The sequence below is a fragment of the Paenibacillus sp. XP01 genome, assembly GCF_057364885.1.
The window spans coordinates 5,293,801-5,309,597 of sequence record NZ_CP139481.1 but is presented as its reverse complement, the minus strand read 5'-3'; the positions used below and the strand labels follow the sequence as shown (position 1 = coordinate 5,309,597).

At 50.6% G+C, this 15,797-nt stretch carries 14 protein-coding genes; 11 read left to right on the top strand and 3 right to left on the bottom strand.

Going from position 1 to position 15,797, the window contains the following annotated elements; genetic code table 11:
• The first annotated feature begins 110 nt into the window (after nt 1–110).
• A complete protein-coding gene (locus SNR34_RS23970; RefSeq protein ID WP_486180358.1) occupies nt 111–560 on the top strand; it encodes a GNAT family N-acetyltransferase in 450 nt (149 codons plus the stop codon).
• 132 nt (nt 561–692) lie between these two features.
• Here the strand turns inward: SNR34_RS23970 and SNR34_RS23965 are convergent, their stop codons facing one another.
• Nucleotides 693–1,574, bottom strand: a complete 882-nt coding sequence (locus SNR34_RS23965) for an SDR family NAD(P)-dependent oxidoreductase (protein ID WP_486180357.1) — start codon at nt 1,572–1,574, stop codon at nt 693–695.
• 141 nt (nt 1,575–1,715) lie between these two features.
• Between SNR34_RS23965 and SNR34_RS23960 the strand changes: the two genes are divergently transcribed.
• Entirely contained in the window at nt 1,716–2,174 is a 459-nt protein-coding gene (locus SNR34_RS23960; RefSeq protein ID WP_486180356.1) for a MarR family winged helix-turn-helix transcriptional regulator, read from the top strand.
• Nucleotides 2,175–2,330: 156 nt separating this feature from the next.
• On the opposite strand, the gene SNR34_RS23955 is transcribed toward SNR34_RS23960, so the two are convergent.
• Nucleotides 2,331–4,598: an MFS transporter gene (locus SNR34_RS23955; protein WP_486180355.1), complete on the bottom strand. Its 2,268-nt coding sequence runs from the start codon at nt 4,596–4,598 to the stop codon at nt 2,331–2,333.
• A 400-nt stretch (nt 4,599–4,998) separates the two neighbouring features.
• Here SNR34_RS23955 and SNR34_RS23950 point away from each other — a divergent pair, with 400 nt between their 5' ends.
• Genes SNR34_RS23950 through SNR34_RS23940 form a run of 3 tightly spaced genes read left to right on the top strand, consistent with a single transcriptional unit; the run spans nt 4,999 to nt 7,142 of the window.
• Entirely contained in the window at nt 4,999–5,991 is a 993-nt protein-coding gene (locus SNR34_RS23950) for a hypothetical protein (RefSeq protein WP_486180354.1), read from the top strand.
• Nucleotide 5,992: 1 nt separating this feature from the next.
• On the top strand, nt 5,993–6,667 hold the full coding sequence (locus tag SNR34_RS23945; protein ID WP_486180353.1) for a hypothetical protein: 675 nt from the start codon (nt 5,993–5,995) through the stop codon (nt 6,665–6,667).
• A gap of 16 nt (nt 6,668–6,683) precedes the next feature.
• A complete protein-coding gene (locus SNR34_RS23940) occupies nt 6,684–7,142 on the top strand; it encodes a DUF2262 domain-containing protein (protein WP_486180352.1) in 459 nt (152 codons plus the stop codon).
• 107 nt (nt 7,143–7,249) lie between these two features.
• Here the strand turns inward: SNR34_RS23940 and SNR34_RS23935 are convergent, their stop codons facing one another.
• The gene (locus tag SNR34_RS23935) at nt 7,250–8,002 is read right to left on the bottom strand and encodes an IS30 family transposase (protein WP_438286846.1); all 753 of its coding nucleotides are present in this window, start codon (nt 8,000–8,002) and stop codon (nt 7,250–7,252) included.
• Between the two features lie 295 nt (nt 8,003–8,297).
• On the opposite strand from SNR34_RS23935, the gene SNR34_RS23930 reads away from it, so the two are divergent.
• From SNR34_RS23930 to SNR34_RS23905, 6 genes are all read left to right on the top strand, one after another.
• A complete protein-coding gene (locus SNR34_RS23930) occupies nt 8,298–8,567 on the top strand; it encodes a hypothetical protein (protein ID WP_343261157.1) in 270 nt (89 codons plus the stop codon).
• A gap of 197 nt (nt 8,568–8,764) precedes the next feature.
• Nucleotides 8,765–9,799, top strand: a complete 1,035-nt coding sequence (locus SNR34_RS23925; protein ID WP_343261156.1) for an ROK family protein — start codon at nt 8,765–8,767, stop codon at nt 9,797–9,799.
• Nucleotides 9,800–10,207: 408 nt separating this feature from the next.
• Nucleotides 10,208–11,407: an MFS transporter gene (locus SNR34_RS23920; protein WP_486182508.1), complete on the top strand. Its 1,200-nt coding sequence runs from the start codon at nt 10,208–10,210 to the stop codon at nt 11,405–11,407.
• A gap of 219 nt (nt 11,408–11,626) precedes the next feature.
• The gene (locus tag SNR34_RS23915; RefSeq protein WP_486180351.1) at nt 11,627–11,929 is read left to right on the top strand and encodes an AbrB/MazE/SpoVT family DNA-binding domain-containing protein; all 303 of its coding nucleotides are present in this window, start codon (nt 11,627–11,629) and stop codon (nt 11,927–11,929) included.
• 119 nt (nt 11,930–12,048) lie between these two features.
• Nucleotides 12,049–13,212 (top strand): iron-containing alcohol dehydrogenase, encoded by a 1,164-nt coding sequence (locus tag SNR34_RS23910; protein ID WP_486180350.1) that lies wholly within the window; start codon nt 12,049–12,051, stop codon nt 13,210–13,212.
• Between the two features lie 311 nt (nt 13,213–13,523).
• Nucleotides 13,524–15,581 carry a methyl-accepting chemotaxis protein gene (locus tag SNR34_RS23905; protein WP_486180349.1) on the top strand — a complete coding sequence of 686 codons (2,058 nt, stop codon included), beginning with the start codon at nt 13,524–13,526 and terminating at the stop codon, nt 15,579–15,581.
• The last annotated feature ends 216 nt before the right edge of the window (nt 15,582–15,797 follow it).

Below are 15,797 nucleotides of genomic sequence, written 5' to 3'. Positions count from 1 at the left end.
TATTGACTAAGATAGGTTATACTTAAGCCCAGGAGCCATGAAGTTTCGTTTTGGTGGGCTAAGGGCTTTTTCGTTTTAATGCGAATGGTGGAAAAAGGAGAATGGATTCCATGGATATGCAGGTGAACATGCGATGGGCCGCAAAGGAAGATCAGGACAGGCTCGCCGAACTGCGGGCGGTTGTGTTGTATGACGATTTAAACCGCCTGGGCAGGTATGACGATGTGAACGTGCGCGAGCGGTTCCGAAAGACATTCGATCCTGAGCATACGTGGATCATTGAGGTGGACGGGAATGAGGCCGGGTGCGTGGCGCTGAAGCCGAAGGGCAACGATGCGTACTTGCTGGAGCATTTCTATATCGATCCTGCGTATCAGGGCAGGCGCATCGGTACACACGTGCTGAAGACATTGCTTGCGAGAGCCGAGGTGCAGGGGCGGATCGTTCATCTGAACGTCCTGCAAGGCAGTCCGGCACGGCGGTTGTACGAACGTTTCGGTTTTGCGGTGGACAGCGAGGATGAGGTGGACGTGTTTATGTCTGTACGGAGTTCTGAATAACGCGGGAGCAGTCAGTTGAAGCTTAGACGCAGCCTTTTGGCAGCTGGCTTCGGATAGACTGAAGGAGGGGCAATGAAGCCCCTTTTTTGTGTTGTCCGGAAGTTCATGAATCATGGCAACTGCTGTACTTGTTTATTTCAAATATCCGCGTTCTGCAAGCAAGGTTTCGGTATCACGCCACAGCTGCTGCTGTAACGCCACGTCCCGGGCAGGGGCGACAGCGTGGATCTCTTTTCCTGTTCCTACATTAAAATAACCTCCAGTGACCTGCCCATATTTGGGCTCCCTTACCAAGCGCACCATCATATCCGTGCCCCGGCGCGGGTCGCCGATGCGGAGTGCGTTCAGGATGCGTTCGAGCACGGATGCGAACCGGAGTTCACGGCCAAGTCCGGTTACGTTGAAGCCGGGGTTCAGGGCATTCGTCGATATGCCGCTGCCTGCGCATCGGCGCGCCAATTCAGCGGTGAACATAATATTAAGCAGCTTGGTTTTGCCATAGATCGGGGAGGATCCGCGCGCCGTGAAGGGAGATGTGTCGGTCAAATCATCCGGCAAGGTCAGCGTTCCGTGACGGCGCGAAGCTTCGGATGCGACATTGACGATCCGCGCCTTCCCGGCATTTCGCAGGGAAGTCAGCAGCGTATGCGTGAGCAGCCATGGCGACAGGTAATTGACGGCCATCATTTCGGGCAATCCTTCGGACGTTGTGCGAGGTTCGAACGCATGCAGCCCGGCATTGTTGAGGAGTACGTCGATTTTCGGGAAAGCCGTGCCGATTTCTTGTCCGATGCGCTGCACGTCCTGCATGGAAGACAAGTCTCCGTAGAAGAATTGAATCTGCGCGGAAGGCACGGCTTCTACAATGAGCTTATGGGTGGCAGCGGCGCGCTCTCGGCTTCGGGCAGTCAACACCAACTGCATGCCGCGTTTGGCCAGTTCAAGGGCGGCGAGCTGACCGAGCCCGCTGGTGGCGCCGGTAATGACAACGATCGGATGATTGGACTTGGACATGAATCATTCTCCTTTGGCGAATAAAATAAAATCCGTCCTCTGATTTTGACAAGAGGCTGCGAGGGGTTATATGATTGATATAAATCAACTATAATGATTAATTGATATTTGTCAATTAAATGAGTGGGAGGAATATTGGAGATGAAGGATTTTCAAGCGGATCTAACTGAACGGGAACGGTTGGAACTCGCGCTCGGAGAGCAGATCCAAGCGTTAATCAGCGCGTCGCATGCACTGCATGTGCAAACGGCGGCACGCTTCGACGCAGCCCTCCAACCTGCGGCATTTCACCTGATTCGCTGGCTGTATTCCCACGGCCAGGCGAGCGCGGCTGCGTTGGCCGAAGCGACGGCCATGGACCGCAGCTCGGTCAGCCGTTTGATCAAACAGCTGGAGCAAGCCGGTTACGTCAGCCGCGAGGTATCGCCGGAAGACCGCCGCGGCGTGCTGCTCTCGCTCACGGAGCAGGGACGGCAGCAGACGATCGAGGCGCTGAAGGAAAAGGAAGATGCGTTTTACGGGCGAATTTCCCATTGGGATGACCAGCGCTTGACTGATTTTACACAGATGCTGAGGGAGTTTAACGGATTGGAGAAATAGAGGGGAGATGAAGCGGCAAAAAAAATCCCATCCGAAACCGAGCATCGCAGCGCTGAAATTCGGAGGGGATCTTTGGTTTATAACCATCAAGTCGGTTAAAGGACGACGTCCTTTTAGATAGAATCTTCCTGTTTATTGCAAAGCATCAGGCAGCATCTACGGCTTGGTGTTGCGGATGCCAATATCCCGGATGAATAGGTTTCCTTTGGCCGTCTGGTCGAACACAAAGCTGATTTTGCGGATTCGTTCCGGGTTAAAATTAGAGTTGGTCTTGGCGAACTCGGCCAGGCTGAAGGCATAATTCTGAAAGATTGGCTCCTTGGTTGTCTGAAAGAATGAAAACGGTCGTTTTGCAAGCGACCCTTCGAACATCGGCAGCAGGGGGGAAACGCTGCTTAGCGGCAAACGGCCGGCATTTCCTTGGTCATCTTCAACCAAAACGGTTAGATCGACCAGCGCGTTGGTTCCGTCTTCTGCATCATGATCCGCATTCCCGTTAGCCAGGGAGAACACGATGGAGCTCTGCTCGGTCGTTTCGATTCCCCGATCAGGCAAAACGACCCTGTAGGCAGGGACGGAAGAAGCTGTCGCGTGATCCCACTCCAGGGAAACGGCGCTATACTGCTCGACCGTATGGGCCATCTCCATCTTCTGCTCCTTCCATCCCCCAAGCGACTCTCCTTCCAAGCGGCCCCCCGACAACGTGGTCGTCTCAGGATCGCTGTCCTCGTCATAACTGCTGATCGTTGTTGTATTTGCATCCCAATAATTGCTGATATACATCGTCTCGGGAAGCCATTCCCTGGCGTGCCCAAGATCCTGAAACACGGTTTGGTACCCGGCTTGATCCTTCAGCGTGGCTTCCAAAAAAGACGAAATCAGCACCTTTGCCGCCAGTGTTTGCTGCTCCTCGGGAAGAAGCTCGGCCGTATTGAACAGCATGTTTCCCAAGCCGACACCATCGTGTTTGCCCCACTCGTTGTTGAATTGTCCATGGTTGGCTCCGTAGATGTACACATAGGATTTGAAAAATCCGTTGTTACCCGTAAATTGGGTTCGGTGATACTGATTCGCTCCGGCAAACGAAGAGACGTCCATATCGTTGGAGCCGTGCAGGGCCAGATAGTTCACGTCTTTCAAGGCAATCGGTTGTCCGGCCGGTTGATATTGCCCATCGGTGCCGGCAATCGAAACGATGGAACGGATGTTGAAATGATAGTCGAACTTGATGTTGGCATCCTCGGGATAGGATGTCATTTCATTGTAAGCTGCCGCCGTGGTGACGGCTTCGCCACCCCGGGAATGTCCGATCAGCCCGATGCGCTGCATATTCACCTTGCCATAGAACGGATTGCCTTCGGTGGAGTTCCATTTGTCCCATGTCTTGAGATGCTCCAGCATCAGCCATCCCCTGGCGCGATTCTCTCCTTTCAGAACGCTGAACATGAACAGGTCGTTGAATGGAGAAGTGTTCAGGTAGTTTTGATCGATGGAAGCCAGGATGAATCCCCGGCTTGCCAGCAGCTCGCCCAAATAAGCATAACCCGGATCGGAAGGCTCCGTCGCAAGATGATTGCCGTGTACGATCAATACCAGCGGGAACGGACCGTCGCCCTCGGGATACCAGACCGTCCCGTTTAACGGCATCGCTTCCGGTCCGAAACCGAACGTTTTTGTGCGCCTTGCCGTCCATTGTTCCACAAAGGCTGAACCGTCGACGGCTTCGGTTATAAGCATGCCTTGTTCTCCGAGATCTTTGCGAGATGTTGGATCGCTTTGGTAGGTTATCGATTTCACGCGAAATTTCCCAGGCTCCGCCGGATTAGACAATGTCGTGCGGTATTGTTCCGCCGATTTGACGGTTTGTAACGGATAGGGCACGGTTAGCTCAGCTTTGCCTTCACTCATGAGCCAGTACCCCAGCATACAGATCAGAATGAGAGCCGCTGCGGCAGCTGCTCCTGCCGTCCGTTTTTTCCAGCTCTTAGTTTCCCGATAAGCTCCAGCCTTAAATCGATAGAGCACCGCACCGAGCAGGGAAAAGCAAATAATCATTACAAGAGCAACCAGCAGCGTTAACGGGATGGGACCAAAAAAGCTGATCGACAACACACAGAACGAAGCAAGCATGAACCACACATATCGTGAAGGCATTTGTTTTGCCCAATGCAGCAACCCGGCAATGATTCCGGTAACAACCAGGATTACGGTCAAAAACAATGAGGTCCCGATTAAATAGTCCGCAACACTTCGTGATCCCAAATAGTAGTATCCTTGCACCAATCCATTACATAACGTGACTAAGCTTAATACCGTGATCGCACCTGTCCACCCCGGCCCAAGGGGAGAAACGCGCTTCAGGGGCAATGTCGGCAAGGGTATTCCTTTAACGGAACGCTGGTCGTTTACCCTCTGTTTTTGCATGAAAGTTCCACCTTTCTGTTCATGGTCCATTTTCTTTCAAACGATTCGTACGCTGGATACGTTAAGTATACGAAAGGCTTCTATCAATGGACTGTCTTTTTTCTTACTTTAATATTACGTTTAAGGAATTAAAAAAGTTGGGGAAAAGTGGAGGATTTATAATATTATTGATAGATATAAACCGCAAAAACATAAACACGTTAACGAAGAGGCAGGACCAATCTGAAGAAGCGAAGCGTTCGCCTTTATCACCGGATTTCCCCTTGAAAAAGGGGATTCAAAAAAATCTGGGGATAACAGCGATTGGAAGATGGTACTGCACTCGCAGTGTCCTAGTGTGATTGATTAATGCGGTTTCTATAGTAACAACGATTATGAAATACTGGGGGAGAGAAGATGAATGGGGCATCGTGCAAATCTTTTACTGGTTGAACATCATACATATTCACTGTATTACAGTCACTGGGGCGGCATCTCGATGCCGGAAAATTTGTTTTGGGGCCCGGAAGCAGCATTGGAATTCATCAAACGTCAAGAGCCGACGACAGCATGGCTTGATACGGCGTGGGCGGAAGGGGGCGCGCTGATGGATTTGGATCGTCAAGTGCTGCTCTGGTATGGCGGGGAGGACGTGAATTACGAAATTCCGCTGCGCAGGCACCTGATTCGAATGATGAAGCCGCTATGGCCAGGGTGGTCCATTGAATGGGCATCGGCGGGCATTCTGGATCTGGCCGAATATGTCGGCCATCCTACGGATGAATTGATGGAGCGAACCAACAAACGTGTTGAACCTGCTGCATTAGTACCGGAATCGGCGGAAGGCGGGGTGCGAACGATTGCGAGCATCGTTTTTTCGAACGGGGAACTACGATTATATCCGGCACAGTGGGAGATGGAGGACTATTTGCTGCAAGGTCCCGAACTGCTCGAACACTTGGATCAACATGTCGGACGCACGGAACTGGATTTGAAAGAATGGCCGGAGGAGATTCCGGATCAAGGATTTCATCTCGATATTCCAGCCCGAACGATCCATTTGTGGTATGCCCCTGATCTGGGAGAAGTGATTCGCGAGGTCCGGGAGATTTGGTCAGGCTGGCATGTCGTCGATCTGAAGGACCAATTTGAGAAACATGTTTCTTTGGTACACGGCAAGCTTTGCTTCGTAAACGAGGAACCGGAAAAGCTCACGGAAAGACTATGCCGCTCGTTGCTTAGAAACTACACCAGCCCGGTGAACACCATGATGGAAATTGCGCAGCAGCAGGAGGCTGCCGGAAAAAGATTCGAAGTGAATCCACTGGCATTAAAAGACGCCCCACTGGAGATTACGCAAGCGAAAAAAGCACAATTGCTGCAATATGCCATCGCTCGTCTGGGGGATGTGTGAAATGGTAAGCAACCGAGCCTTGAATTCCATTCGAACCCCGATTGGGACGACCAAAGAACACAAGCTTCGTTCCATCGTGTATGCCATCGTACTGGGAATTATCATGGGTGTAGCCGCAAAGTTAGTAGACAATGCAAGCATTAACCCCATATTTGATAATATCGGCGGACGCCTGGGGATCTGGATATTTACGGCCACGCTTTTGTCGGTGTTTAGCTGCTCGCCCAAATGGGCGTCAGCGAACGTTTTTGCGTTTTTTGTTTCCATGCTTGCCGTTTATTACGTGTATACCACGCTGTTTCTGAAATTTTTCCCTGGAAAAGCCATCTTGTTCTGGGGCATATGTGCGTTGATATCTCCAGTCTGTGCGTATGTGATGTGGTATGCGCGCGGAAAAGGGTTCATCTCGGCTGCGATCCTATCGCTTCCCATCACCTTGCTGCTGGCGGAAGGGTATGAATTACGAAACGCATACTTGCCGATTCACACGCATTATTATTTGATCCCATGGCTTTATGCGATATACATATTAATGGTCGTAATCCTGCTGGCTGCCATCCCGAAGAACAAAAGGAATCTGTTGGTTGGTCTATCTTTAGCTATGATATTATGTTGGATATTTGTACAATGGGATGTGTTAGGCCAGATGTTCGGCGGAATGAACGGGGTGTTGTAAGGGAGGATTGTGGACGTTGTTGAAATCCATACATAGTGCGAAAATGGGCACATTGGTTTACGAAGAAATAAGTGAAGGATACACGCTTCGCGAAGGCGCAGTGCACTGGATATTGGATGCATCCGACAACAAGGTAAACATGCAAGAGATGATACATCGGGCTGATAAGCTGTACGAGGGATTGTCTGAATTTGATCAACAGGCCAAGGCAAGGATTGCGGGTGAGTTAGTGACGTTCAAAAATGATTTCTGGCCAGAGTACGACGAGGATGACCCGGACCTGGACTGGGATCGGGTTGACGCGGGGGAGTATAACGTCAGCAAAGAAAGATTTGCGGCGTGCATCCGACTGTTGGATATTGTGATCAAGCATACTCATATTTACTGCGAGTATGACGACGGAGAATTGTTTGGCGGCCACAGAATCCATGCGTATTTTGACAATGACTATAATCTAATCCGTGCGGATATTTAAGAAGTCCCGTATAACATTCATGAAAATGTCAAGTCAAGTGCGACAGTTTCTCTGAAAAGGATTCGTGAACGGTTCACACCCCAAGCAATTACGGGGTCTGTTATTGATTAAATCAAGGAGCGGGCAAGGTCTTCAGCCTTCACCTCAGCAAGATCCGTACCTTTCGGGAAAAACTCTCGAAGCAGCCCGTTCGCATTCTCATTGGAACCCCGTTGCCAAGAGGAATAGGGATCCGCAAAATAAACATCTATCCCGTGGTTGGTTTCCACATTTGAATAGCAAGCAAACTCCTTCCCACGGTCAGCCGTGGCGGTGAGAAATGTCCCTTTAGGATACTGCAAGATGGCGACACCGAGGGCGATTTCCATGGACAAGGCCGTCCGATCCGGCATGAGAATGACGGTATACAGCCGTGTCTTCCGTTCTTCGAACGTGTCGATAGATCCTTTACTTTTTCCACGGCTTGATACGATGGTGTCCAGCTCTCGGTGTCCACACGTCTCGCGGGAACGAACCTCCTTGGGACGCTGAGCAATGGACCTTCCAATGATAAATCTACCGTGAGTTTCAGCAGGCTCCTGACGCTTCGAAGGACTTGCAGTACACCACGGACCAGTCTTCCTTTGTAGATCCAGCGATAGATGGTTTTGAAGGATACGACAGGCAGGCCATCCATGCGAAAACGCGCCGATCTGTTCAGGAAACCAGATGACCTTCAGCTTTTCTTCCAACGAAGCAGCCAAGGTTGCGGACCATTTGCCCGTGGATACCGAAGCTTTACGCCGCTCCTGATACGCATTCTGCTCTTGTTCTGAGTTGTACGTCCCAGATGAAGCTGAGCGCTCTAATTCACGGCAAATGGTCGAAGGGTGTCTCCCGAGCTCCTTGCCGGTGGAGGATTTCTAGCTTGCTGCGCTCAATGTTGCTAAGATGTGAGTAGCTCATGGAGGATTCTCTTTGTGTGAATGGTTGTTGTGGTGACTTCATTCTACACAAATCCGACCATGTGCCCGTTTTTATTTATTTCCAGTAGGTGTCGCACTTCATATTACAATCCGTCGTGAACATGTCGTATAGAGTTTCATATGCTACGCATTCACGTACCACTTTCAGGTTATATTTATGATACTCTCTCCTTAACAAAGGAGTGATGACATGGTAAGTAACGACAGTGTGGAGATCGCTTCGAAGTACGAACAACTCGTTCTCCAGGAAGACGATTACGTCGAACAACTAACCACGTGTCGCAAACTTATTCTTGACGCGATGGACATCATTGCCAAGCAGGCTGGCGTTTTGGAAATGGATACCGTGAAGCAAGCAGCTTACCACCTACACACGATGGAGCAGGAACTAAACCGAAAATTATTCGAAATTCGGCTGGAGAAAAGCATGCTGGCGTATCGCATCAGTCAGTCTACATAACACGAAACCGACAGAGGGCAGTGCGGGGTCATGAGTTTTACGATCTTGCACTGTCTTTTTCCGCTCTTTCATAGCTGTTTTATTTTCAACTGAAGCATTGACTTTCCGCTCGACTCCACCTAAACTTCACTTATTAAAACTCTTTTAAAATAATCAACCGTGAAATCCAACATCGCGAAAGGAGGCTTGACACCGCCTTGAACCCGACAGCACACAATACGCAGCAGGTCAAACGAATCAACGTGGAGCTGGTAAAAAATACGCTGCGCACCATCCGCGTTGGCACGAAGGCGTCTATCGCGAATCTAACGAAACTCAGTGTCGCGACGTGTGGCACGATTCTGAACGAGTTGCTCCAGACCGGGGAGATTATCGACCTTGGACCGGACGAATCGAGCGGGGGCAGACCCGCGAGCCGGTATCAGTTTAATGCGGATTACGCAAGCGTGTTGTCACTTATCGTTCGCATCGTGAATGGGGAGCGCTCGATCGTGGCGGTTAACGCCAACCTGAATGGCGAGGTACTGGATGAGCAGACGCTTCTGTACGATGAGATTACTCTCGTTACGATGGAGAAACTGGTTGCGGAGCTTGTTGACCGGTATCATAACGTGCAAGCGATCGGGATCGGTATTCCCGGCGTGGCGCATCATGGGGTGATCGGCATCTGCGACGTACCGGAGCTGGCGGAGCAGCCGCTTGGTCCGCGGCTCAAGGAGCAGTACGAGGACGTGGAAGTGGTCGTGGGCAACGACATGAACCTGACGGTGTACGGGCTGTACACCGAGCAGCATTTTGCCGAGGAAAAAAACTTTGCCGTGCTGTCGTTTTCCCCGAATTATTTTCCGGGTGCGGGCTTTATGATCGAAGGGCACTCTTTGTCCGGCAACACCCATTTCGGGGGTGAAATTTCGTATCTGCCGTTTGGCATGACGCGGGAAAAACAGCTTGAAATGCTGAAAACGCCCGCAGGGCTGCTGCAATTGGTCGTGCACTCAATGGTCTCGATCATCGCGATTATCAACCCCGCGGCCATCGTTATTACGGGAGACGCCGTCGAGCCGGGCATGCACGATGCCATCATCGAACGCTGTCTCGATACGATTCCGCAGGAGCATATGCCGAAGCTGCTCATCCACCAGGATACCCGGCGCGAATATGTAAATGGCCTTGTGGCGGTGACGCTGGAGAGCCTGACTTACCGAATCGAACGGGTCGAGAAACGCTGGTAAAGGGAAGCCGTGAACAAGTAAAGACGACCCGAGAAATAAGCAGGCGAGTAATTTTCAAACGAATGACGATTGCTGATAAAAAGGCTGAACCAACCCGAGCGAAGGATGCAAAAGCTGTCATTTTGTCCTGCATATGCGCTGGAAGAAAGCAGTACCAAGGAAGAAACGTTTGCTCCGGCTTACCTGAGTGATCTCCAGCAGTACCGCTTTCCCTCGCTCGGGGCATTATTCCGAAAACGAATTCGGGAACGTTATCATCCCGTTTTGGCACGACCAGACACAATTTATATTAGGAAAAGTAAAGCTTGGTGTCCGCAGCACCACTTTTGATCTTTGGATCGGATTACAGGAGGATTTATTTTGAATCAGCAAGCGACGACGAAAAAGAAATTCAACAAGTTATATGCCATGCAGCTGGCAACGATCTTTCTAGGTTTTATCGTGTTTGGCATCTCGGAGAATATTAAAGGTCCCGCGATTCCGCGCATTCAATTCGACTTTAACCTGGATGAGAAACAGCTTGGGACGTTGTTGTCCCTGAACGCGCTTGGATATCTCATTGCCTGCTCGTTCACCGCGATTTTGGTGCGCAAATGGGGCATCAAGGCCGTTAGCATTATCTCTTTTGCCTCGATGATTTTGTCGGGCGTATTCATTTATTTGTCTCATACGTATCCGCTTTTTGCTTCATCCTATTTCTTCATGTACATCGGAAACGGCATGCTGGAGATTGCACTTGCGATTCTGGGGGCACGGATTTTCGTAAAAAATACGGGCATGATGATGAACTTGTCCCATTTCTTCTATGGGGCCAGTTCGACGATTGCGCCACTGCTCGCCACAGGTGTGATGTCGCTCACGGTGTTTGGACACCAGCTCGACTGGCGCGGCATGTACCTCGTCATGTTGGCGCTCTGTTTGCTGCCGATCATTGCTGCCCTGCGCAGTACGTTTCCGGGCGACGATCTGGCGCATGAGGACCGTATTTCCCTCAAAATGCTGACGCGTGATCCTGCACTCTGGATGATGGTCGCCATTCTGTCCTTCGGCGTTGTATCCGAGCTTGCGGTAGGAGGTTGGCTGGTCAACTTCCTGGAGAAAGCGTACGCATGGGATACGGTCAAAGCCTCCGGCATGTTGTCAGCGTTTTTCCTCACGTTCTCGCTTGGAAGGCTGCTGCTTGGGCCGCTGACGGACCGCATCGGGTTTGTGCTGTCGCTCATCCTGTTCTCCGCATTTTCGGCGGTGTGCACGTTCGCAGCGATTGGGGGCGGAGAAAGTCTGGCGTTCCTGTTCGCCGTATCCGGCGCAGGCATTGCGATGATCTATCCGACTGTCATGGCCTTCATTGCCAAAAGGTACCCCAAAGGCAGCGACACAGCGATTACGTTCACGGTCACGCTGATGGGCGTGGGCAGCGTCATCGGAAACTACGTGATCGGCTGGGTCATCGAAGGTGTGAAGGGTTTCTACGGTCAGACAACTGAAACCGGCCTGCTGCGCGGACTTCAGGCAGGATACGGGTTCATCGGACTATGCGCGGCGATTTGTGCGGTATCCGGCGTTGCGTTGTATATGTATCTGAAGCGCAAGCAGGAACTTATCTAGGAAATTTATTTACTCAGCAGATGCCACGGCATCGAAGTTGGCTATAAGTTAAACAGCATCCCTGTCGTGGAAATACGTGCAGGGATGTTTTTGTTTTTCAAAATAACGATGGACAAACGAGCCTCCGATGATATTCTTTCCATTAATAAGGGCAAAACGAACTATCTTATTATTCTCTATGTAGATCATATGGATTTTCAATTGTGAGGAGAAGTATAATTGGGACAACAATCCAAAGAGAGGCGTGAAAAGGTCATGACGACAGCTACACTCAGCAAATGGGGGAATAGCAGTGCCATTCGGATTCCCAATCAACTGCTTAAACGTCTTAATCTGGAGGAAGGTTCGGAGATTGAAATACGCGTTACGGAAAATAATGAATTGTTGCTGCGTCCCAAAACTAAACCTTCTGAATCTAATGAAGAGTTGCGTGCACACCTCAAAAATTTGCTTTCAAGAGTGAAAGAAGATCAGCGTCATGATGAAATCGACGTCGGCACGGAGGGCGCTGAATCGCTGTGAGTATTCCCAAGCGTTGCAATCGGATCAGGCTTGATAAACCTATATTTGTTTTTACATATAAAGAGAACTATAATAGTTGTTCCACAAAAATTCAGACTTCTTTGGAGGAAACAAACGTTATGAGATCTTTTCAGTATTATAATCCGACCCGGCTGATTTTCGGCCAAGGACAGCTTCAGGCATTGCAAACGGAAGTACCCAAATACGGAAAACGTATTTTGCTTGTATATGGCGGCGGGAGCATCAAACGCAGCGGGCTGTATGATCAGGTGATCGCCCAATTGAACGAAATCGGCGCAGAAGTGACCGAACTGGCAGGCGTCGAACCGAATCCGCGCCTATCTACGGTCCACAAAGGCGTGGAGTTATGCCGAACGCACCAGATCGAATTGGTGCTCGCGGTTGGCGGAGGCAGCGTGCTCGACTGCGGCAAAGCGATCGCGGTAGGGGCCAAATACGAGGGAGATATGTGGGATGTCGTCGTTCGCGAGGCCACACCGCAAGGCGGACTTCCGCTCGGAACGGTGCTGACGATGGCCGCAACGGGATCCGAGATGAACAACGGTTCGGTCATCACCAATCAGGATACGCAGGAGAAATGGGCCTGGTTCAGCGAATATTCCTATCCCGCGTTTTCGATCCTCGATCCGGTACATACGTATACCGTTCCTTTGGATCAGACCGTCTACGGCATGGTAGATATGATGTCGCACGTCTTCGAGCATTATTTCCATCCGGACACCAACACGCCGGTTCAGCTCGGATTCTGCGAGACGATTCTCCGGACGGTGATTGATACGGCGCCTTTGCTCATTAAAGATCTGGAGAACTATGAACTTCGCGAAACCATTCTCTACTGTGGAACGATGGCACTGAACGATGTGCTGAACATGGGTCTTGCCGGGGATTGGGCAACGCACAATATCGAACACGCGGTGTCGGCCGTGTATGACATTCCCCATGGCGGCGGACTGGCTATCCTTTTCCCGCACTGGATGAAGCATAATCTCGATGTCAATGTAGAGCGATTCAAACGACTCGCCGTAAACGTGTTTGGCGTATCCACGGAAGGCAAATCGGACAAACAGGTTGCCGAAGAAGGCATTGAAGCGCTGCGCAGCTTCTGGACTTCGATCGGAGCTCCCAGCCGCTTGGCCGATTACGACATTGATGGCAGCCAGATTGATGCGATGGCCGATAAAGCCATGCGTTTTGGACCATTCGGCTTTTTCAACCAATTGCAGCGCGAAGACGTCATCTCCATATACCAAGCCTCTCTATAAGAACAGATTTCTACGCTTGGCCTTGCTGCCAGGCCCATGCAAACCAGGCATCGTTTATCCCTTTGAACAAGGGATGGCGGTGCTTTTTGCGTTGAACGATCGGGACATTCCAACTTTACAGTTACAACTTGATGGCCCACATGAGTGATTACCTTTTATTACCATTCCTTTGCAAGGAATTTGGTTTTTTATAAATTTCCAAATTTACAATTGCCACTGTTTCACTGACGAAATAGATGTCATCTGCCGATATAAAATCAAGGCATATGAACTGACATGTACAATGATGAAAGTGGAAGGTGAACGCAATCATGTTGAAACCCAAAGAAAAAGAGCGAATGCAGGGCATGTCGTTCAAGGTGAAGCTGCCTCTGATGATCGGATTGCTGGTCACGATTGTATTGGTGGTGACAGCAATGCTGTGCTACAGGGTAGCCGAGAGCATTACGCTGGACAAGAGCAAGGATGAAATACGGGCCACCTCGGACCGGATCGGCGAAGCGCTGTTTTCCTCGTTAAGCTTGGAAGAACAGTCCACGTTTCTGATTACGACCCATCAAACGTTCCATGAACTGCTGAGTCTCCGAAACACATCCGATCAGGATAACGATGCGTTCTTCGCAGAAAACAAGGAGCTGGTGGACAAGTCCAACGGCATATTGGCAGACAGTCTCGCGGGCATGGAGGGCAACAGCAACATCATCCTTCTGGACCGCAACGGCGTCGTGGTTGCCGCCAATGATCCTGAGGCAGTGGGCGGGGAACGGAGCGACCGTACATATTTCAAAGAGGCAATCCAGGGCCGCAACGTCATAAGCGAGGGGATCATCTCCAAACAGTTGGGCACACTGGGTACGGCCTTTGCGATGCCATTACTGGATGACAACAAACAGGTGGAAGGAGTTCTGGTGTCCACGGCTTCAACCTCTTTTTTTGTTAACCAATTGCAGAACGTAAAAATCAATGAAGAAGGCAAAGTGATCATCCTCGACCGGGTAGGTACGGTAATGTTCAACTCCGCGGACGAGAAGATGGCTGGACAGAAAATGGAATCGGACGAGTACCAGTTCCTGATTGATCTTCCAGTCAGCGAAAAGCTGCAGCAGGGAGAAATCAGTACGGAGGAGAAAGTCGCATTTTACTCCAAAATCCCGAGATCGAATTGGACGGTGATCGTCGAGGATTCCATGAGTGACGTAAGCAAACCACTCGAAGCCATGAAATACAAGATGTATATCGTGCTTTTCAGTGCGATTGCGGTCTCCATTGGGGCTGGGATTCTCATCTCAAGGTTGGTTACCCAACCGATTACTCGCGTGACCAAGCTGTTCGGACAGCTGGCGGAAGGCGATCTTACCGTAAAGGCCGAAGGCAAATACAGCGGAGAATTCAAGCGGCTGGCGGACAGCTTCAACATGATGGCCGAGGCGAACAAACAGCTGATATCGCGCATGAACGATTCCATCGGCATTTTGCACGCCAGTACCGCGGAGCTGGATTCATCGACAAAGCAGACCGCGGTTTCGATCACCGACACGACGATAACGGCACAGGAAATTGCGCGTGCCATGGTATCCCAATCCAGTGATACGGAAGCGATCGTGGACAAGTTCATGAACGTGGGCGACAAAATTGAGCATGTAAACGAAGTTTCCCAGTCCGTCAAACAACAGGCCGATGAAATCAAGGACGTATTCCGCAACAATCAGGCGACGATTGATGCTTTGATTGCCGTCAATGATCGGAATGAGGCCGAGGTGCGCAACATTTCCGATATTACGGTCCAATTGGCCGAAAGCTCAAGCGGTATCCAGCAGATTACCGAGACCATTGCCGGCATTGCCAAACAAACGAAATTGCTTGCGCTTAATGCTTCCATCGAGGCTTCGCGTGCAGGCGATCAGGGACGCGGATTTGCCGTCGTTGCCGCAGAGATCGGCAGCCTTGCGCAGCAGACGACCGCGCAGTCGGACGTCATCCACCAGATCGTCATGCAGACGATCGAACATGTGGAGCAGAATAATCGCAGCGTACAGGCGATCGAGGCCATTGCCGAGCAGCATAAGCAGAGCGTGGCAGATACGCAGGAGATTTTCCGTTTCGCAACTGAAAAAATGAACACCATCCTGAACCAGATCCAGGATATCGCGGGTCAAATCGCATCGATCGAACGCGACAAGGACGACGTGCTTGGATCGGCACAGAGTCTGTCCGCTTCCGGGGAAGAGGTATCGGCTTCGGTGGAAGAAGTCTCGGCGACGATGCAGGAGCAGACCGCCAAGACGGAAATGCTGGCCGACATGGTTCGCACTATCGACGACTTGACCAAACAGCTTGCCGAGGAAGCTTCCCGCTTCAAAACGAAATAGCCTATTCGGAACCTTGGCGCTGCCCCATCGTCCGTTCCGAATGTAATTAACAAAGACGTGTATCGGCCTGAATTCAAGTTCCATGGATTCAGGCTCGTGCACGTCTTTATTACGTTGATGGACGGAAATGTAATGTATTGAGAATGATCGGTAAAAATAATTCTTTACCAATCATTCTCAATATGATAAGATCAATGCAGATGAAGAAACAAGATG

Excerpts from the sequence above, each read along its gene's own strand:
- SNR34_RS23970 (WP_486180358.1), top strand. The coding sequence starts at position 111 with ATGGATATGCAGGTGAACATGCGATGGGCCGCAAAGGAAGATCAGGAC.
- SNR34_RS23965 (WP_486180357.1), bottom strand. The coding sequence starts at position 1,574 with ATGTCCAAGTCCAATCATCCGATCGTTGTCATTACCGGCGCCACCAGC.
- SNR34_RS23960 (WP_486180356.1), top strand. The coding sequence starts at position 1,716 with ATGAAGGATTTTCAAGCGGATCTAACTGAACGGGAACGGTTGGAACTC.
- SNR34_RS23955 (WP_486180355.1), bottom strand. The coding sequence starts at position 4,598 with ATGCAAAAACAGAGGGTAAACGACCAGCGTTCCGTTAAAGGAATACCC.
- SNR34_RS23950 (WP_486180354.1), top strand. The coding sequence starts at position 4,999 with ATGGGGCATCGTGCAAATCTTTTACTGGTTGAACATCATACATATTCA.
- SNR34_RS23945 (WP_486180353.1), top strand. The coding sequence starts at position 5,993 with ATGGTAAGCAACCGAGCCTTGAATTCCATTCGAACCCCGATTGGGACG.
- SNR34_RS23930 (WP_343261157.1), top strand. The coding sequence starts at position 8,298 with ATGGTAAGTAACGACAGTGTGGAGATCGCTTCGAAGTACGAACAACTC.
- SNR34_RS23920 (WP_486182508.1), top strand. The coding sequence starts at position 10,208 with ATGCAGCTGGCAACGATCTTTCTAGGTTTTATCGTGTTTGGCATCTCG.
- SNR34_RS23910 (WP_486180350.1), top strand. The coding sequence starts at position 12,049 with ATGAGATCTTTTCAGTATTATAATCCGACCCGGCTGATTTTCGGCCAA.
- SNR34_RS23905 (WP_486180349.1), top strand. The coding sequence starts at position 13,524 with ATGTTGAAACCCAAAGAAAAAGAGCGAATGCAGGGCATGTCGTTCAAG.